Raw genomic sequence first — 18247 nt, 5'->3', positions numbered from 1 at the left:
GCCCTAAGCCTTAGACCGCTTGCCCTGAATACCCTTAGTTATTCTTACTTAATTGAGCCGGCAGAGGTCCAGGTTTAACCGCAATAGTTTGTTCCTTTCCATTGCGTGTAATCCCTAATTTCAAAGAATTACCCAAGGAGGTGGCATCAACCTTCTGCTGCACTTGACTGGCTTTACTGATAGCTTGACCATCAATTTCACGAATGATATCTCCGGGGCGTAATCCAGCCGTTGCTGCAGGAGATTTGGGAATGACTTCGAAAATTAAAACCCCTTTATCATTTTTGACCTGAAAATCTACGTCAGGACTACTGTTGATGCGCTCTTTCAGTTCAGGGGTCAAGCCTGCCATCCGAATCCCTAGAAAGGGATGATCGACTTTGCCTTTAGCAATCAGTTGTTCGGCAATCCGCTGAGCTGTTTTGATCGGAATGGCAAATCCTAACCCTTGAGCACCCCCAATAATGGCGGTATTCATACCAATGACTTCCCCGGCCTGGTTGAGTAAGGGACCCCCAGAATTACCCGGATTAATGGCAGCATCTGTTTGAATAAAGCCCACCCGCTTATCCGGAACGCCCACATCATTACTGGTTCGTCCTGTGGCGCTGATAATACCTGCAGTTACAGTATTATCCAGACCGAGAGGATTACCAATGGCGATCGCCCATTCACCGGGCTGCAGGTCATCTGACTTGCCCATTTTTACCGCTGGTAGATTTTTGGCTTTAATTTTAATGACGGCAACATCCGTCAAGGAATCTTCTCCCATGACGGTGCCTTCAAAACTACGACCATCTTTGAGGACAACCGTGACTTTATCAGCCCCATTCACCACGTGGGCATTGGTGAGGACCAAGCCATCATCACTGATAATGAATCCAGACCCTGTTCCCCTTTGCACCCGAGTACGGGGTTGCCGAGGAACGTCTCGTCCAAAGAACTCACGGAAAAAGGGATCGTCAAATAGTTTAGAGCGACGACGACTCACGGTTCGAGCAGAGTCAATCCGCACAACAGCTGGACCCACTTTTTCAACCGCACGAGCGATAAAGTTAGTATCGGTTTGCCCCGGTAACGGCTTGGGCAATTGAGCTACGCTTGGTTGGGGTAGAAGGCTGTTGCTTGGAAAAACCTGTGTTCCCAGGAGTGTACCTAAGGAACCGACTAATACTAAAGATAGATAGGTCGCGGACCTTTGGACTGAAAATTTCGCTGGCATATCGAACGGTGACTAAAGGACTATGGGATAGCAGTGACTTGAGGGAACAGAATGGTTCAGGTGGGGAATGAAAGAGTGGCCCTTGAGATAGATTTAGATCCGGTTAATCAGGCTTTCATTCGGAATGACATTAGCTTCTTGGACTTTGTTACTTCTAAGAATGTTTCCTGAAGGCGATGCTTGACCATTCTCTAGCTTGGAATAGAGCGGCTGCTGGACTACAGAAGTTCTGGGGATACAATCAGTTTCGCCCTTTACAAGGAGAGGCCGTCACCTGCTTACTGAGACACCAAGATGCTTTGGTGATGCTGCCAACTGGCTCTGGTAAATCAGTCTGCTTTCAACTGCCAGCCCTATTACAGCCTGGCCTCACGATTGTGATCTCCCCTTTGATTGCCCTGATGGAAAATCAGGTGCAAGCACTCCAGGCAAAGGAGCTACCGGCTGGGATGATCCACAGCCAACTCTCTTCTCAGAAGCGACGGCAGACATTGCGACAAATAGAACAGCAGCAATTACGCCTATTATATCTATCTCCCGAATCGTTGTTGAGCCCACCGATTTGGCAGCGGTTATGTGATCCTCACTTGCAGATTCAATGCTTAATCGTGGATGAAGCCCACTGCATTGAGCAATGGGGGAGCAGTTTTCGCCCAGTCTATCGTCGCTTGGGCGCAATTCGGGAGGCTCTTTTGCCAACGAACGCTGCCTCACCCATTACCGTGGCAGCCTATACGGCGACTGCTAAACCCGCAACGCAAGCCGCAATTCAGACTGTGCTTCAACTGCATCAGCCTCAGGTCTTGAGCTGCAGTCCCTATCGGCACAATTTAGATTTGACGGTTGAGGTGGCCTGGACAACCGCCTGCCGTCGACAACAGCTTTTGAAATTTATTGGCCGTCAGGCCCAGTCATCAGGACTGGTGTATACGTCTAGCCGACGATTGTGTGAGTTCTTGGCAACCTGGTTGTGTCAACATCATCAGCCCACCGTGGCCTACCATGCTGGCCTCAGTGCTGCTGAACGCCGCCGCCTCGAAGCTCAGTGGCTTCGGGGGGAGCTGCCCTTTGTGATTTGTACGAGTGCTTTTGGCATGGGGATTGATAAGCCAGACGTGCGATGGATCGCCCACTATCAACCACCCTTGAGTTTGAGTGCTTATTTGCAAGAGATTGGTCGGGCTGGACGAGACAACTTGCGATCGCAAACCCTACTTCTAGCCAGTGAACCCACCGGTTGGCTAGATCCTCAGGATCGGCAAATGCGACAATATTTTCTCAAACAATTGCGGGGGCAACAAGAATCTGCTCAACGCCTGTTTCATAATCTTCCCCAGCAAGGTCATGTTGACACCGTCAAAAAAACCTTCCCAGAAGCAGACCTCGTCCTAGCACTCCTTCATCAATCCGGAAATCTAGTATGGGAGGATCCATTTCACTTTCGGATTCTTTCTCCTCAAGGGTTTAAACCTCCACCCATTCCCACTCAGCTAGATATTGCAGATTACCTCTATACCCACCAATGCCGTTGGCAATTCATTTTGCAGCAGTTTGGTTTTCACACAGAGGCGGATCACTTTCGATGCGGCCATTGCGATCGCTGCCGTTCCCATTCATCCAGCACCAGATCCTCTCGTTAACTCCTCCAGAGTAAAGGGCCGGAGGGTTGACTTTAATTTCCCCAAAAAACGAAAAGTGGGATTCTAGCCCATCTCCCTAATATTCATATCTAAGAGAGGTTGTCTGGTCCCAGCCAGCATGATTTGATAGGGATGATCTAAGTTAATTGTGTACGCATGCCTCTTCTTATTCGAGTCCTCGAATCCATTGGTTGGACCTTTTTAAGTGTCGTACTGTTCTATGTCGGTCTAAGGCTCTATGACATTTTGGACCCGATTGATCACCGCGCCGAAATTCGCAAAGGAAATTTAGCATCTGGCATCTTGCAGGCTGCCATCGTGGTTTCCCTCGCAGCCATCGTCATTGCCGTCATCTTGACACCCTCTTGACACCCCCCTAAATTCAGAGACTCAAGCGCTCCTGGAGAACTTCATCGGAAGCCCGAAACCCGACTAAGACAGGGGCACCATCTTTAAGGATCAAGGGGCGCTTGAGCAGCATGGCATCTTCAGCAAATGCAGCAATCCATTGGTCTTCGCTCCAAGTTTTCTTCTGTTCGCCTAAAGCTCGATAAGCTCCACCCGACGTGTTCCGCATGGGCTTAGAGCCAAACGTATCGACCCAAGCAGAAATCTGTTGAATACTGGGAGGTTCTTTCTTCGTATTGATGAACTCAAAATCTAGATGATTCTCTTGCAGCCATTTCAACGCTTTCTTGCAAGTGCCGCAAGTGGGGATGCCATAGACTTGAATAGTCATGTATTGCTGATTACTAAGCCAACGAATTATGGAACGGATTTAAACGAGTATCATTTATTTGTACATCCCGATTTTCCATAAACTTGATTAGTTTATGAAACTTTGGGAATAAATTTAGGATTGCCTCAGTATTAGACTCGAAATTTTTTATCCATCAAAGGCCGAAGCTGATCGATAGCAGTAGCAGCTTGAAAGTAATATCCTTGATAGTGAGAGCATCCTAATTTTTGCAGACACTTCAACTGAGATAGAGACTCAATCCCTTCAGCAACACAGGTTACCCTTAAACTGTTGGCAATCGTTAGAATGCCTTTCATGATCCCTTCCTTCGTAGAATCAATGTCGATATCGTTCACAAAAGTGCGATCAATCTTGAGAGTATCGAAGGGCAAATTCAATAAATAAGCCAAGGATGAAAAACCGGTTCCAAAATCATCGATGGCAATTCGAACCCCCTCATTTTTTAGAGCGGTCAGCAATTGACTCGGACCTTCTCCCGGATGTAGAAACACACTTTCCGTAATTTCTAGTTCTAAAGCTGAGCCGGGTAGTTTGTGAGCCGCTAAGACCCTCCTCACTCGATTGACTAACGTACAAGGCGCTAAAAATTCTTGGGCAGAGATATTAACCGCAACATACAGATGAGGGTAGGCACTGCGAAGGGGAACCAGGGTGGCTAGACTATGTTTCAGGACCCAATCGGTCAATGCAGCAATGAGATGACTTTCTTCGGCTATGGGAATAAAGGTCGAGGGAGGAACAATGCCCAAAGTAGGATGATGCCACCTAACTAACGCTTCTAAACCCAAAATTTGCCCAGCAGGTCCAACCTGGGGTTGAAAGACTAGGTGCAGTTCATCATTCTCAATTGCGGTCCTCAAAGCACGCTCAATGGCTAGCTTGCGCTGCAAGGTTGCAGACAGCTGAGCACTGTAGAACTGATAATTATTGCGCCCTTGAGCTTTTGCTCGGTACATGGCCAGATCAGCCTGCTTCATCAACTCACTGGAGGTTTTTCCTTGATCGGGATAGAGGCTAATGCCAATACTGGCACCAATAAAGATGTCGTGGTTTTGAACTTGAAAAGGGGTTCGTAATTGCGTGAGAATGGCTTGAGCCGTTTTGGCAGCCTCATCGGGTGATACGGCCTGAGGAAGTAAAACGACAAATTCATCTCCTCCGAGACGAGCCACTGTATCTAATGAGGTCACAACCGCCTGGAGCCGTTGAGCCACCTGACAGAGTAGTTCATTCCCAATTGCATGACTCAAGCTGTCATTTACCTTTTTAAATCCATCTAGATCGATGAAAAGCATGGCAAATGGCGTGGGTTGATCCGCCGTTTTGGCAATTAAGGCTTCTAGAGTATGGCGAAATAAGGTGTGATTGGGGAGAGTGGTCAAGGCATCATGATGGGCCATAAAGTGAAGCTGATCCGTGAGGGAACGCACCTTAGAAATATCTTCACAGGCCAGCAAAAGTTGGGGAATTCCTTGATGATCATGAACCCTATGGGCATTTTGACGAGCCCAAATAAAGGTGCCATCCCCTTGCAGCATTTGAGCTTCTCGACTATGAATCTCGCCAATATCTAGGTTGGATAAGGTTTGTAAGTAGGCCTGAATCTGTTCAGCCTGGTCATCCGGGTGGAGGCTACTAAACGGGGAACCGATCAGATGATCTACTAAATATCCCAGTTGACTGGCCCCAAAATGGCTGACATGGTGGATCATGCCTTTGGCATCAAGGGCCAGCAGCAATAGGGGACTACCATCGATAAAGGTACGCACTTGCTCTTCACTATCTCGAAGAACGGTGGCGGCTTGATCTTGTAAGCGAATGCGCTCAAAGGTTGAGCCCATTAATTCTGCCAAGGTCGTTAAGATTGACAATAATTGATTGCCATCTTTGATCTGTTTGGAAGAGGCCGCGTTAAGAATACCCGTAATCTCACCAACGACGTTGACGGGCACACTCCAACCACAGCGCAATCCTGCCTCCATGAGCATGGCATGTTCGCTAAAATCGCTTTGACTCAACTCAGCAAAGAAATAGGGTTGGCCCAGATCATAAATAAACCCCAAGCCTGATTTCTCTTTGGGCAACACCATATCCGTGGGTAAATAAGCATCTCCAGTAAATCGAAAAATTCGAAATCCCTTTAATTCTGGGGTTGGAATGGCATAGCTGACGCGTTCAACGGGGATAATTTGCTTGATTGCCTTTGCGATCGCATCAAAGACTTCCTCATCAGAAATGGCTGCAGATAGCTTGCGGGCAATCTCATTTAGAACTTGCAGCTGCTCAGCTTGAGACCGATACCCTTCCATCGCTACTTGAGTTTGCTTCAGCAGCATTTGCCGCTCTAAATGGGTAGAAATTAAAGAAGAGATCTGAGTGAATAGATTTAGAATCTGGTCACTCGTTAAAGTTGGATCTGAGAAGGCTGCACCAATCGTGCCGATCGCTTGATCATGAACGATCAGAGGGACACAGGCAAAAGAAGCGATTCCGTTTTGTGATAATTGAGCAATGTCTAAAAGTGGGCTTTGAGGATTAGCCCAATGAAATTGGGGTTGACGGGTGCGGACAGCTAAACCAAACCCCGTCCCTTCGCAAGGTACTTTTTTGCCTAAGGGGATTACTCCTTCCGTGCCATTGAGCGCAAATATTTCTAAGTTTTTACCCTCATCAGCCAGTAAAGCAATGCTGCTTCGAACAGCAGGGAGAAGCTCGGGCAAATAGGATGCGACTGTCGCGTAAACTTCCGTTTCTGATGTTGTTAGTGAGAGCGCAATAATTAGCTTCCCTAATGCGATGGACACATCAGGATTTTCTAAAATCGATAGGGGCTCAGAAATACTCACAAATAAGAGGGCAACATGGATAACAACACTATTGCTTAGGATGCCCGCAATTGCAGTCAGCTATTTAGCTAAACCGAGATATGCTCACTTGTTTGCTGATTGATGAGGTTCAACATTATCGTTTTTGTATAACCAGAAACCTTGTCTTTGAGACATTTCTCTCCCTGGCAAAGATATTCACTTTGGGCAGTGTAGATATCTTTTCAGCAAATCTATCCTTTATGCAAGAGTAAGGCTACTAAATATACGGTAGATCATAGTGTTGAACATTCGTTACGTGTGTTGATCACTTCTTTCCTCATTGTTCTAATTGCATCTAACCCTATGGCAGTTTCTAATATACCCAACTCTCTTCCGCTCCCCCCTGGCAGTTTTGGCTTACCTGTAATTGGCGAGTCGTTGCAATTTTTTCAAGATCCTGATTTCGCAGCGAAACGACGGCAGCTTCACGGCGCTATATTCAAAACCCATGTGTTGGGACGCCCAACTGTGATGATTCATGGGGTAGAAGCGAATCAGGTTGTGCTGGGAAACGAGAGCAAAATTTTTGAAAATAGTTGGCCAGCTTCGACAAAAGCGTTACTCGGTCCGTTGTCCTTAGCACTGCAAACAGGAGGTCTACATCGCGACCGTCGTAAACTGTTAGCCCAAGCGTTTAAGCCTCGAACCTTGTCTACCTATGTTGAGACCATGGGTGATATTGCCAAGCAATATACACAGAAATGGCAGCAAGCGGAAACGCTAACCTGGTATCCGGAACTGCGTAGCTTCACATTAGATGTGGCCTGTAAGTTATTTATAGGGCAAGATAATGGGTCTCAAACTTCATTAGGGAAACACTTTGAAACTTGGTGTGGAGGGTTATTCTCTTTGCCTATTTCGTTACCCTGGACAAGATTTGGGAAAGCCCAACGCTGTCGTGACTTGCTATTACAAGAGTTGGCACAGACAATCCAAGCTCGTCAGTCAATAGCAGATCCTGGCAATGACACATTAGGATTGCTGCTTCAAGCCCGGGATGAGCAGGGGCAAGGCCTGAGACAGGCTGAGCTCCAGGATCAAATTCTCCTAATGCTATTTGCTGGGCATGAAACATTAACGTCAGCCATTACCTCTTTCTGTCTTCTAACAGCCCAGCATCCAGAGATTACAGCTCACCTCCGCCAGGAACAGCAGCAATGGGATTCCAACCAAGCCCTGACCTTAGAAGACCTGAAACAAATGACCTATTTAGAACAGGTATTGACGGAGGTGATGCGACTCATCCCACCTGTGGGAGGGGTCTTTCGTACGGTTCTCCAAACTTGTGAAATGGGTGGATACCAAATTCCCCAAGGCTGGTCCGTTCAATGTTCTATTGCGAGTACTCACCAAGATCAAACTCTCTATTCGAATCCTAAAAAATTCGATCCTGAACGGTTTAGCCCTGAACATTTAGCCCAACAGAGTACGGAGCAGCAGAGATATGGTTATGTTCCCTTTGGTGGCGGCATTCGGGAGTGTCTGGGCAAAGAGTTTGCCCGACTAGAGATGAAAATATTTGCAGCCCATTTATTGCGAAATTATGACTGGCAACTGCTGCCTGATCAAGACTTAGATTTGATAGTTGTCCCTTCTCCCCGTCCGCGTGATGGCTTGAAAGTGATCTTTACAGCCTTTTCAGACTAATTTGTTGTGCTTCGGGCCTACTGATGCTGCCAATTCTAGCTGTAAATATCTCACTAAACGAAAGACATGTGGATCTTGAAGAATGCCATTGTGATCTCCTGGTATATCAAACACTTTTACCGACTGAGCTACAGTCTGCCATTGAGAAGGCAACCATCTTGAATCTTCAAAATGATCTAACGCATTAAAGAGAATAATATTGCCTCTGTAATATGTAGGAGAATAAGGGGCAAATAATTTAGCCTCTCGTCCCCAAAAAAAGTGAGGGGAATACTGCCTCTTACTAATGAACTCAAACTGAAGTCGGTTGAGTACCCTCTGCTGTATTTTTTTCCGACGATCTTGAAGCAATGGCTCTAGAGAAAAGAAGTGACTGGTCAACAGTCTGGTTGCTGAAGGGGAGCGAGCTCTCTTTTTGGGTTGCCTGGCCCACATATTAGTGTCAAATACAGCGAGAAATGCAACTTCTTCACCTTGAGTCACTAGTTGTTGGGCCATCTCAAAGGCAACTTTACCGCCAAAGGAAGATCCCATGAGATGGTAAGGCCCCTCTGGTTTCAATCGACGCATTTCCTGAATGTAGTGTGCAGCCAATTCTTCTACGCGCTGGGGAGGAGGTTCGATCTGTTCAGAAGGGTGTGTAGCTAAACCATAACGAAGCGAATATATAGGTTGATCATCTCCCAATAAAGTCGTTAGGGGCCTAAGGATAAAGTGAACACAGAATAGGGGAGGGCGAGTACCATTGGGCTGTAGGGGGATCAAAGACAGCAATTTTGTCTGAGGTTGTTCTTGTACGACGGCTAACGCCAATTCACGGATCGTGGGTGCTTGAAAAAAAACCGTGAAAGGAAGACTTTTCCCAAGTTTTCGCTCAATTTGTAAAGCAAGTCTTGCCGCTAGGAGAGAATGCCCACCTAAGGCAAAAAAGTTGTCGTCACGACCAATTGGGGTGATGTTGAGGAGTTGACTCCATATGTCTGCAAGTTCTTGCTCAATGGGATTGTCAGGAGGCATAGAATGCTCTGATAATTCGGATTGAACTTGGCCAGGAGCGGGTAGAGCACGACGATCAATTTTGCCGTTAGGTGTTAAAGGAAATGTTGCTAAGAAAACAAAGGCAGACGGAACCATGTAGTCGGGTAGCTTGCGGCTGAGAAAATCCCGTAGAGCCTCTTTTAATTTAGTCTGATTAATCTCATTTGCCGACGAATGTAAGACTATATAAGCCACAGAGCGGTGATCACCCGGTTGAAATTCTTGTACTGCTACTATCGTTTCCTGGACTGTAGGGTGACTCTCAAGAACTGACTCGATCTCCTCCAATTCAACTCGCATCCCTCGAATTTTTAGCTGATGGTCGGTACGGCCTAGGATTTCTAGGCTACCGTCAGGTAAGTAGCGAGCTATATCCCCAGTCTGATAATAAACTTTGGGTTTTCCAGATGATGTTAATTCAGTTTTTAAGGATGGTTCATATATGAATTTCTCAGCATTGAGTTGATTACGCTTGAGATAGCCGCGCGTGAGGCTGGACCCTGCAACATATAATTCACCTGACTCTCCAGTGGCAACGGGTTGGCGATGGTCATCGACCAGTATTATGTCCTGAATATGGGAGAGAGGCTGCCCCACTGGCATATATCCTCGTTCCTTCTCAAAATCTTGGGGAATAGAATAGGCACAAACACCAATGGTTTCTGTTTGACCATAAAGGTTAACAATACGGGGTCTATTTTTGAGCTCATTTCGTAACTGATTAAATAGTTGACATGGAAGCGCTTCCCCGGAAAATATTATCAACCTTAACTCAAAGTTCAGGAGTGATTTTTTAGATTTTTCGTCAATATCACTCAATGCTTGTAATCCATAACGAATAGCGGATTGAAACGTATCAAAAACGGTACATCCTTGTTGACGGATTAATCTGAAGAGAGTCAAAGGGTCTTTTCTTTCTTCCGAATCTGCAATTAGAACTTTTGCCCCTTGGCTTAAAGGCAAAACCCATTGCCGAATTGAGGATGAGAATGAGAATGATGCGGTGTGCAGATAGATATCACTAGAGTGAATTTGAAAAATCTTTTGCAGGGATTGAATGTAATGCCAAACGCTTGAATGATTCATTGGTACACCCTTAGGTTTGCCAGTTGAACCAGAGGTATACAGGATATAGGCTAGGCTCTCAGGCGCGATCTTGCAATCTAAGTTTTCTCCATTTTCTTGGGTAATTTCTTGCAATTCAGCATCAACAAAAATACTCTTTGCTCCATTTTCGGGAAGCAAGTTATATAGTTTCTTTGTCGTTATGAGAAAGGATACCTGCATTTCTTCTAGGATGAAGTTTATCCGTTCCTGAGGAAGGCCTGGATCCAAAAAGACAAAAACGCCTCCTATCTTCGAAATAGCTAAAAAAGAGGTGATGACTTCCAGCGATCTATCAAGAAAAATACCTACAGGCAATCCTGGATTAATTCCTAGATTTTGCAGATAGCGTGCCATCTGATTGGCTCTGGAATTTAACTCTGCATAACTAAGCTGGCTATCTTTAACGGCTAAGGCGACATCATTAGGTTGCTTTTCTACTTGAGCTTCAATTAGCTCGTGAATACAACGCTCATGAGTTGAGCAAGATGTACTTCTATTCAACTGCACCAAAATAGCCTCACTGGTTAAACCGTCTTAAATACCGCTTGAAAGAAAAAATTTAGAGCGTCGACATTTCATGGAAGTTATGTCTATGTGTTGTTAGATAGAAACCAAATAAACTAAGCCAATAAATATTTCTATACAAGAATAGCAAAATACTCATTGCCTGATATATAGCAATCTGAAATCAATCGTGAGATGTAGAGAGGCTGAAATCTTTACCAGTATCCATTTAGGTTGAATATAATTCTCACAACTCACGTCAGATCGCTATAGGTGGACGAAAAAAGCGCTTTTCACGAAATCGATGAGCTTAATGACTCAATGGCAGGCTGAAAGTCCTAGCTTATCAATGGGTATTGATCCAGTAGTATAAACGTCCAGCGTTTTTTTTCGTCCACCTTGACCTGTGGGTAGAATTGCTGAGCTTAGTAGTTGTTCAATGAAATTAGAACAAGAATTTTTCTGGATTTAACTTGACAATAATTTATCTAAAAGGAGCTCTGGCAATGAAGCGGTGAACCTTACAGTGTAAATGTAAAGTCATTGACCAGTAGCCCTGGCATCAGGGAGCCACCCAAGGAGCGAGCGCCATAGGTGTCTACACAGGGAATAAATTCTTGAGTATCCGTGAGGTTCTCTAACTTTGCACCTAAAAATTCGTAGAGGCTATCATCAAACCGCAGATCTTTAATAGGTGCAATAATTTCTCCCTGCTCTACCCAAAAGCAGGCGTAGCGGGTCATGCCCGTGATCCGTCCCCCGGTGCGATCGCTCCAGTTCAGGTAATGCAAATTAGATAGGTATAACCCCGTTCCCAGCTGAGCCAAGATCTCTGCCGTGCTTAGAGAACCAGGCAATACCTCGGGAGATCGCATCCCCTCATGGCCACTAGCAGCATTACTTTTGACCTGATATTCCTTAGCCGTGCGGGCATTGACCAAGGTATTAACGAGCTGACCGTCAACGAGCAGGGGCACTTCTTCAGGGGCAACCTCCCCTAAGCTATTAAATCGAGGCACCAAGCCCAAGCTGAAGTTTTCCTTCAAGGTCAAATGGGGGGACAGGGACTTGCCCTCTCGTAATTTGGCCAGGGAACTGCCGCCCTGCTGCATGGACGCTTCACTCACTCCGCCCCAAGACAGCATACCTATCAACTCTGCAGTAGCAGCGGGGGCAAAATAGGTGCGATATTGACCCGGCTCAATCACCTTAACGGGTCGATCTAGCACTTGAAGCTGAGTGATGGACTGCTGGATTTGTTCTGTGTAGGCTGTTTGGTCCCAAGTTTGGCCCGCCAGAGTTGCTTTAACAGCCTTTTCGGAAGGGGCAATCAACGAATAATCGAGCACAAAGGTTTCCGTGGCAAACCAATGCTTCTGGCCTGCGGAGTTGCGGTTGGCGCGGACAATGGGACCAGAGGCATAAATACCCGTAAAATCTACCCCTTGCACGGTAGGTAACAGAGCAGCAGAGACTTGATCGGCAGCGAGTAACTGGCCAGAATAAGCTTCCCGACTAGAACCATAGTTTTCCGGTAGGACAATATAGGGGTCTTCCGGCAGTTGGGGTATATCTTGGCGCAGTTGCTGGAGCTGCTCCAGGGCTAAGGCACTGTCCATTGACAGATCCCCTGTAAAGGGGAAACCTGCATAGGCCGTACGCTGGTTGGCAATCAAGCGGATATTGATACTGGCATCGGTCACTAGACCCGACTGCCGAACTTTTCCGGCATTTAGGCGCATAAAGTGGCTTTGTTCACCCCCCAGCTCAATGGAGAGATGTTCTCCCGCTTGCAAGTTATCCAACAGTAGATCGGCAAGCTGATTAAAGGTAGATTCCCAAGCCGCCAGGGTCTCGGTGGGGTTGGTTGCGACACTGGTGCTCATGCGGCTCCTCCAAATACTTCGATCTCTTTGAATGCACAGGTGGGGGAGGCATGACCGACCCGGATACATTGATTGGGTTCACCCTTGCCACAGTAGGGGGTGCCATACATGGCAAAGGTACTGGAATCGCCCACTTGTGCCAAGTTCCCCCAGAACTGATTAGTGATGCCTCGGTAATTTGGATTCCGCAAGACCTTCGTCAGCTTACCGTTCTCAATCAGGCGGGCATACTCACAGCCGAACTGGAACTTATTGCGATAGTCATCAATAGACCAGGAGCGATTGGCTTCCATATACACCCCGGACTCGATATTACCGATCATGTCATCAAAGGAGGATTGGCCCGGTTCTAGGTTTAGATTAGCCATCCGGTCGATAGGCGCTCTATTCCAGGAACGAGCCCGGAAATTAGCGACCCCTGGCACCTGGGCTCTAGCCTGACTTTCTAAACTCCCCAGTCCCCGGAGAAGCAGACCTTCTTTAATCAGATATTCTCGCTGGGCGGGCATCCCGGCATCATCAAAGGCATAGCCCGCAAACTCACCGGGAACCGTGGGGTCAAAGGTAATGTTCATCAATGGTGAACCATAAACCAAATGGCCAAAGTCAGAAAGCTTCACAAAGCTAGACCCGGCGTAATTGCGCTCATCTCCGAGGATTCGATCCAACTCTAGGGGATGGCCAACACTCTCATGAATTTGCAGCATCATTTGATCCGGTGCGAGCACCAAGGTGGTGGTGGCAGTGGGACAATCTTCGGCTGCTAACAGGGCAATAGCCTGCTCCCCTACTTGGTGGGCGCGGGTGAGCACCTGGTCTGGATCAAACACTTCAGAACCCGCCTGATAGCAGCGGGCTAAGGGACCATTGTCGGTGCGCTTTTGGATAACGCTGCCGTCTTGGGCCGTGGCTTCATAGTTAGTGATTACAAACCCAAAAGTTTGGTGGGTATCCGTGCCGTTACTGCTAACGAAAATTTGTTCAGTTTCTAAGGTTTGGGTAAAAGCGCTGGTTTTAACGATTTGGTCGGAGACCTGGAGGGTGTCACAGACTTTCACCAACAGATCCAGTTGATCGGCAACGCTGATCAAGTCTAGGGGCTGCTGAAATGGAGATTGGTATTGGCCCACGGCTTTGGGACGCACCGCTGGGGTGAAGGAGTGAACCGCCCATTTAGAGGTTGCGATCGCTTGCTGATACGCCTGCTCTGCTGCCACCTGCAAACTGGCTGGGTCTAAACGGTTGGTGGCAGCATAGCCAAACTGGCCTTGGGCGAGGACTTCCACCATGACGCCCTGGGTAAAATCACGACCGTTACTTTGGGGTCGCCCGTCTCGAACAGCATGGGTGGTGGTTTTCTCATTCACCTGACGGAGGCCCACCCAATCAGCGTTGATATCTAAGGTATTGAGAGCCTGATGAAGGTCAAACTTCATATCTATATTGCTCGATAAATAAGGTGCGTAAGCGCTAGTCTAACGTTTCCTAAGAGAGCACAACAGCTCTTCTTAAAATGAGTGTTGGTTCATCATCGGTTTTCCACAGAACAAATTGTGAAGCGTTAAATCAGCCTATATGTGGAAGCCACCTGAGAAGCAACTTTATTTTCCCAATTTAAACTCATTGCCTATCTTCCTGAATTTCTCACAAGCACCCACTAGATTCACCTATAATCCAGTGTCTGTGAGGCTCTTAAAGAGATCCATAAACAACATTCTGTAGTTTAATTGAGCTTCAGAACTAATGATCAGGTATAAGCTGTTGATGCAAAAACTGGCAAGTAATCCAACATGCTTTGTATCGCTTTGATTCACACCATACTCATGCGTTTAAACGTCGGTACATGACATCGGTTCTAAGAACATACTTTCTGCCATCTATAACCGATTGACCTTTATGACATATCTGGTGCACAAAAAACAATGCCAGACCTTGCTGAGGTTTGATCTCTATGGATTCGAGGGTTGTTTCACCCCCAGTAAAACCATCATTGAGATAGACCATAAACGTTAGTTGACTACGCTCATCCTTGTTTCGTTCAAAATACCCATCGTAATGCCAATCAAACTGTTGGCCCACATCATAGCGATAGATACGGAACCGTTCATTAACCCCACAGATATCCCAATCACCAATACAGGCAGGAACATAGTCCATAATTTTTTCAAACAATCCAGCGGCTCGTTCGATGTCATCAAGGATTACACGAGAGTTGTTACGCACATCTTTCCGTAATTGAAGGCCAAACGCCGTGTTGATAGGCGCGTCCTCAAAACCGATGGATTCGGCTAGGTCAATGTACGACTCGCATTCTGCAGGCGTAAAGAACTCCGTAACGGTCGAAATCTGCTCAGTAATCCAGTTGTACTCGGGCACGGGAATCCCCCTTAAAAATCGCTTCGTTTGAGAAAGGAGAGACGTCAACCTAACGATTCAATTACATCGTATCTGCCGCCGCAAAGTTCAGGACGTTTTACCCCTTTGATGCAAACCAGCCAAAGCTGAACAGAGCTTTTTAAAGGCTAGGATTACGTCCTAAGTCTATTGCTAGATTGGATGAGCATTTTCCTTCACTCAGATCATGATCATTGGCGAAAAAGTCATCAAGAGTGCTGTGTTGATAGGCATAGAAGAGATTCTGAAAAATGTTTAGAACTGCTTTTCCACGTTGTACTGTCCCAGGCTCAGTTGACCCCGTCCCATACTGCCATTGCATGTGGGGGGCAATTCCCCAAAAATGTCGAAGTTGTGATCATCTCTTTGAGGGCGGGTGTACACGGGCGATAGAGCAAGTACAGGGATACCTGGCCCTCGATCATGGCCCTTGCCCCATTAAAGGCCCCACAAATCCTGTTTTGGTGGATACGCCCTACTACACCAGTAAAGTTTATGTCCCCTCAAAATGTCAGTCATGCCGATATCTTGAACTAGATCGAATCAGAGGATTTGTATGTATAGCAAGCGCCATTTTATTCAGGACATAATAAACTAGAGATACTGTTATGTCTTTCAATGGATGCCTAAAATCTACAGCTACGATTTACGTTGCAAAGTGATCGATGCTATTGAACTTGATGGCATGCCTCCCTCAGAAGCGAGTGACACCTTTCATATCAGTCGTAACACCATTAATCTATGGCAACGTCTCAAAGCAGAAACAGGTGATCTTCATCCCATCCCTAGACAACACCTTGGCCATAGCCACAAAATCACAGACTGGGATAAGTTTCGAGCTTTTGCTCAAGAACATCGCTATAAAACCCAAGCTCAGATGGCCGAGTTGTGGGAGGGGCAAATCAGTGAGCGTACTATTTCAAGAGCGCTGAAGAATATTGGATTTACTCGAAAAAAAAGACCTATGGCTACCGCCAACGTGATGAGCACAAACGGGCTGAGTTCGTCCAAAAGTTAACAACAGTAGACCCAGACGATATCGTCTATGCTGACGAGTCAGGGATGGACAATCGAGATGAGTATGACTATGGCTATGGTCCCAAAGGTGAGCGGGTCTATGCTTTAAAGTCTGGTAGCAGAAGTGGACGAGTCAATATGATTGCAGCTTTGAGAGGAAAGCAGCTCATGGCCCCGTTCACGATTGAAGGGGCTTGCAATCGCACCGTATTTGAAATTTGGCTTGAGACTTGTTTGATACCGATGCTCAAACCGGGGCAGAAGTTAGTCATTGATAATGCCACCTTCCATAAGGGAGGGCGAATTGAGCAACTGGTAGAAGCCGCAGGATGTGAAGTGTGGTACTTGCCACCCTATTCTCCTGATTTGAATAAGATTGAACGGTCGTGGGCTTGGATTAAAAGTCGAATTAGACACCAATTAGAGCACTTCGGTTCACTTAGAGAAGCAATGGAACATGTGTTGTACCTAGCGTCCTAATTAGAGTGGCGACTGCTATAATTACGAACGGGAGCGTTGGGGAAGTTTCCCGCGAACACTGGATTGGGGATTATGGAACCCAGCACATCCAAATCTGGGTCTAAAAGCGGACGCTCGGTACCAGTTGAATTTATTCAAGCAGTGCAGAACCAGCACGAAGCGAAAGCTATCAAAGCATTTCGTTCCGCTCATTCTGACACTACCTTTCGAGAAGCCAGGGATGCCTACGCAGAATTACTCGCTAAATTACAGGACAATTTAAGTTAAAGACTGAACGTCCTTCCTCCCTCTGGTTTTCTCCAATCCTTTCGCTCTAACTTTGCAGATTAAAAACCGCTAGAGAATAGCAAGGCAGCGTACAATAGTTCAGTTGAAATCTAGGCAGTACATTGATCGAACGGTATACCTTGCCCGAAATGGGCGATCTGTGGACAGACGAGAATAAGTTCAGAACCTGGTTGCAGGTGGAGATTGCCGTTTGTGAGGCTCAGGCAGAACTGGGAAAAATTCCTGCCGATGCCGTAGCAACGATCAAAGCCAAAGCCAATTTTGACGTCAAGCGCATTCTGGAAATTGAAGCAGAAGTCAAGCATGACGTGATTGCGTTCTTGACCAACGTTAATGAGTACGTCGGTGAAGCCGGGCGTTATATCCATTTGGGCATGACTAGCTCCGATGTGTTGGATACAGCCATTGCCCTGCAAATGGTGTCTAGCCTCGATATCTTGCTACCCCAACTCGAAAACCTAATTCAAGCCATTCGCTACCAAGCCCAACAGCACCGGCAAACCGTAATGGTGGGGCGTAGCCACGGGATTCATGCCGAGCCGATTACCCTAGGATTTAAGCTGGCGGGGTGGTTAGCTGAAATGATGCGGCATCGCGATCGCCTGCTCGCAGCGCAAAAAGAAGTGGCAGTTGGCCAAATCTCGGGTGCCGTTGGCACCTATGCCAATATCGACCCCCAGATTGAATGTCTCACCTGCCAAAAATTGGGGCTACAGCCCGAGGCAGCCTCCACCCAGGTGATTTCCCGCGACCGCCATGCCTTCTATCTCAATGCCTTGGCTTTAGTGGCTGCTTCTATTGAACGATTTGCCGTAGAAATTCGAAATCTCCAGCGGACTGATGTGCTGGAAGTGGAAGAATTCTTTTCTAAGGGGCAAAAGGGATCTTCGGCCATGCCCCACAAACGCAACCCCATTCGGTCTGAACGCCTCACGGGACTCGCCCGAGTCGTTCGCGGCTATGCCATGACGGGGCTGGAGAATGTGGCCCTCTGGCACGAACGGGATATTTCTCATAGTTCGGCGGAGCGGGTCGTGATTCCCGATGCAGCTATCTTGACCCACTTTATGTTGGTGGAAATCACCGACTTGGTGAAGCACTTACAGGTCTATCCCGAAAATATGAAGCGGAATATGAACCTCTATGGTGGCGTCATCTTTAGCCAGAGCGTTCTATTGGCGCTAGTGGATAAAGGCATGGTTCGTGAAGATGCCTACGCCATTGTCCAAACCCTTGCTCACCAGGCCTGGAACAAAGAAGGGGGCGACTTTAAAGCCGCCCTCAGCCAAGACCCACAGGTGCAAAAGCTACTCTCAGCTGAGGAACTGGATCACTGCTTTGACCCCAGTCGCCACCTCCAAAACCTAGACCAGGTTTATCAGCGATTGGATATCTAG

Annotated in this window: 13 protein-coding genes; 6 read left to right on the top strand and 7 right to left on the bottom strand. The window is 47.0% G+C overall.

The features are described 5' to 3' along the window. Nucleotides 1-34: 34 nt before the first annotated feature. Nucleotides 35-1222 (bottom strand): HhoA/HhoB/HtrA family serine endopeptidase, encoded by a 1188-nt coding sequence (locus I1H34_RS08510; RefSeq protein ID WP_212665221.1) that lies wholly within the window; start codon nucleotides 1220-1222, stop codon nucleotides 35-37. Nucleotides 1223-1398: 176 nt separating this feature from the next. Between I1H34_RS08510 and I1H34_RS08505 the strand changes: the two genes are divergently transcribed. Together I1H34_RS08505 and I1H34_RS08500 are read left to right on the top strand one after the other, a co-directional pair. Continuing rightward, the gene (locus tag I1H34_RS08505) at nucleotides 1399-2862 is read left to right on the top strand and encodes a RecQ family ATP-dependent DNA helicase (protein WP_212665220.1); all 1464 of its coding nucleotides are present in this window, start codon (nucleotides 1399-1401) and stop codon (nucleotides 2860-2862) included. Between the two features lie 156 nt (nucleotides 2863-3018). Continuing rightward, a complete protein-coding gene (locus I1H34_RS08500) occupies nucleotides 3019-3231 on the top strand; it encodes a DUF350 domain-containing protein (RefSeq protein ID WP_212665219.1) in 213 nt (70 codons plus the stop codon). 13 nt (nucleotides 3232-3244) lie between these two features. Here the strand turns inward: I1H34_RS08500 and I1H34_RS08495 are convergent, their stop codons facing one another. Continuing rightward, nucleotides 3245-3601, bottom strand: a complete 357-nt coding sequence (locus I1H34_RS08495) for a Spx/MgsR family RNA polymerase-binding regulatory protein (protein WP_212665218.1) — start codon at nucleotides 3599-3601, stop codon at nucleotides 3245-3247. 131 nt (nucleotides 3602-3732) lie between these two features. After that, complete coding sequence (locus I1H34_RS08490; RefSeq protein WP_212665217.1) at nucleotides 3733-6468, bottom strand: bifunctional diguanylate cyclase/phosphodiesterase; 2736 nt, start codon at nucleotides 6466-6468, stop codon at nucleotides 3733-3735. Nucleotides 6469-6792: 324 nt separating this feature from the next. On the opposite strand from I1H34_RS08490, the gene I1H34_RS08485 reads away from it, so the two are divergent. Further along, nucleotides 6793-8136: a cytochrome P450 gene (locus I1H34_RS08485; RefSeq protein ID WP_249369929.1), complete on the top strand. Its 1344-nt coding sequence runs from the start codon at nucleotides 6793-6795 to the stop codon at nucleotides 8134-8136. On the opposite strand, the gene I1H34_RS08480 is transcribed toward I1H34_RS08485, so the two are convergent. The 4 genes from I1H34_RS08480 to I1H34_RS08465 all read right to left on the bottom strand — a co-directional run bounded on the left by I1H34_RS08480 (nucleotide 8128) and on the right by I1H34_RS08465 (nucleotide 15047). Next, nucleotides 8128-10788: a non-ribosomal peptide synthetase gene (locus tag I1H34_RS08480; protein ID WP_212665216.1), complete on the bottom strand. Its 2661-nt coding sequence runs from the start codon at nucleotides 10786-10788 to the stop codon at nucleotides 8128-8130. The genes I1H34_RS08485 and I1H34_RS08480 overlap by 9 nt on opposite strands. 518 nt (nucleotides 10789-11306) lie before the next feature. Beyond that, nucleotides 11307-12671, bottom strand: a complete 1365-nt coding sequence (locus I1H34_RS08475; protein WP_212665215.1) for a TldD/PmbA family protein — start codon at nucleotides 12669-12671, stop codon at nucleotides 11307-11309. Continuing rightward, a complete protein-coding gene (locus I1H34_RS08470) occupies nucleotides 12668-14107 on the bottom strand; it encodes a TldD/PmbA family protein (RefSeq protein ID WP_212665214.1) in 1440 nt (479 codons plus the stop codon). Before I1H34_RS08470 ends, I1H34_RS08475 begins: the two co-directional genes overlap by 4 nt. A gap of 385 nt (nucleotides 14108-14492) precedes the next feature. Continuing rightward, entirely contained in the window at nucleotides 14493-15047 is a 555-nt protein-coding gene (locus tag I1H34_RS08465) for a 2OG-Fe(II) oxygenase (protein WP_212665213.1), read from the bottom strand. Nucleotides 15048-15687: 640 nt separating this feature from the next. Here I1H34_RS08465 and I1H34_RS08460 point away from each other — a divergent pair. From I1H34_RS08460 to purB, 3 genes are all read left to right on the top strand, one after another. Beyond that, nucleotides 15688-16562, top strand: a protein-coding gene (locus tag I1H34_RS08460; protein WP_212662369.1) for an IS630 family transposase whose coding sequence is annotated in 2 segments (ribosomal slippage) — nucleotides 15688-16017 and nucleotides 16020-16562 — 873 coding nt in all. Because the reading frame shifts where the segments join, the coding sequence is not laid out codon by codon here. 72 nt (nucleotides 16563-16634) lie between these two features. Further along, nucleotides 16635-16829, top strand: coding sequence for a hypothetical protein (locus I1H34_RS08455; RefSeq protein ID WP_212665212.1), 195 nt, complete (start codon nucleotides 16635-16637; stop codon nucleotides 16827-16829). 122 nt (nucleotides 16830-16951) lie between these two features. Next, a complete protein-coding gene (purB, locus tag I1H34_RS08450) occupies nucleotides 16952-18247 on the top strand; it encodes an adenylosuccinate lyase (protein WP_212665211.1) in 1296 nt (431 codons plus the stop codon).

Source organism: Acaryochloris marina S15, assembly GCF_018336915.1.
GTDB classification, from domain to species: domain Bacteria; phylum Cyanobacteriota; class Cyanobacteriia; order Thermosynechococcales; family Thermosynechococcaceae; genus Acaryochloris; species Acaryochloris marina_A.
This window is presented reverse-complemented; position numbering and strand designations above follow the sequence as displayed.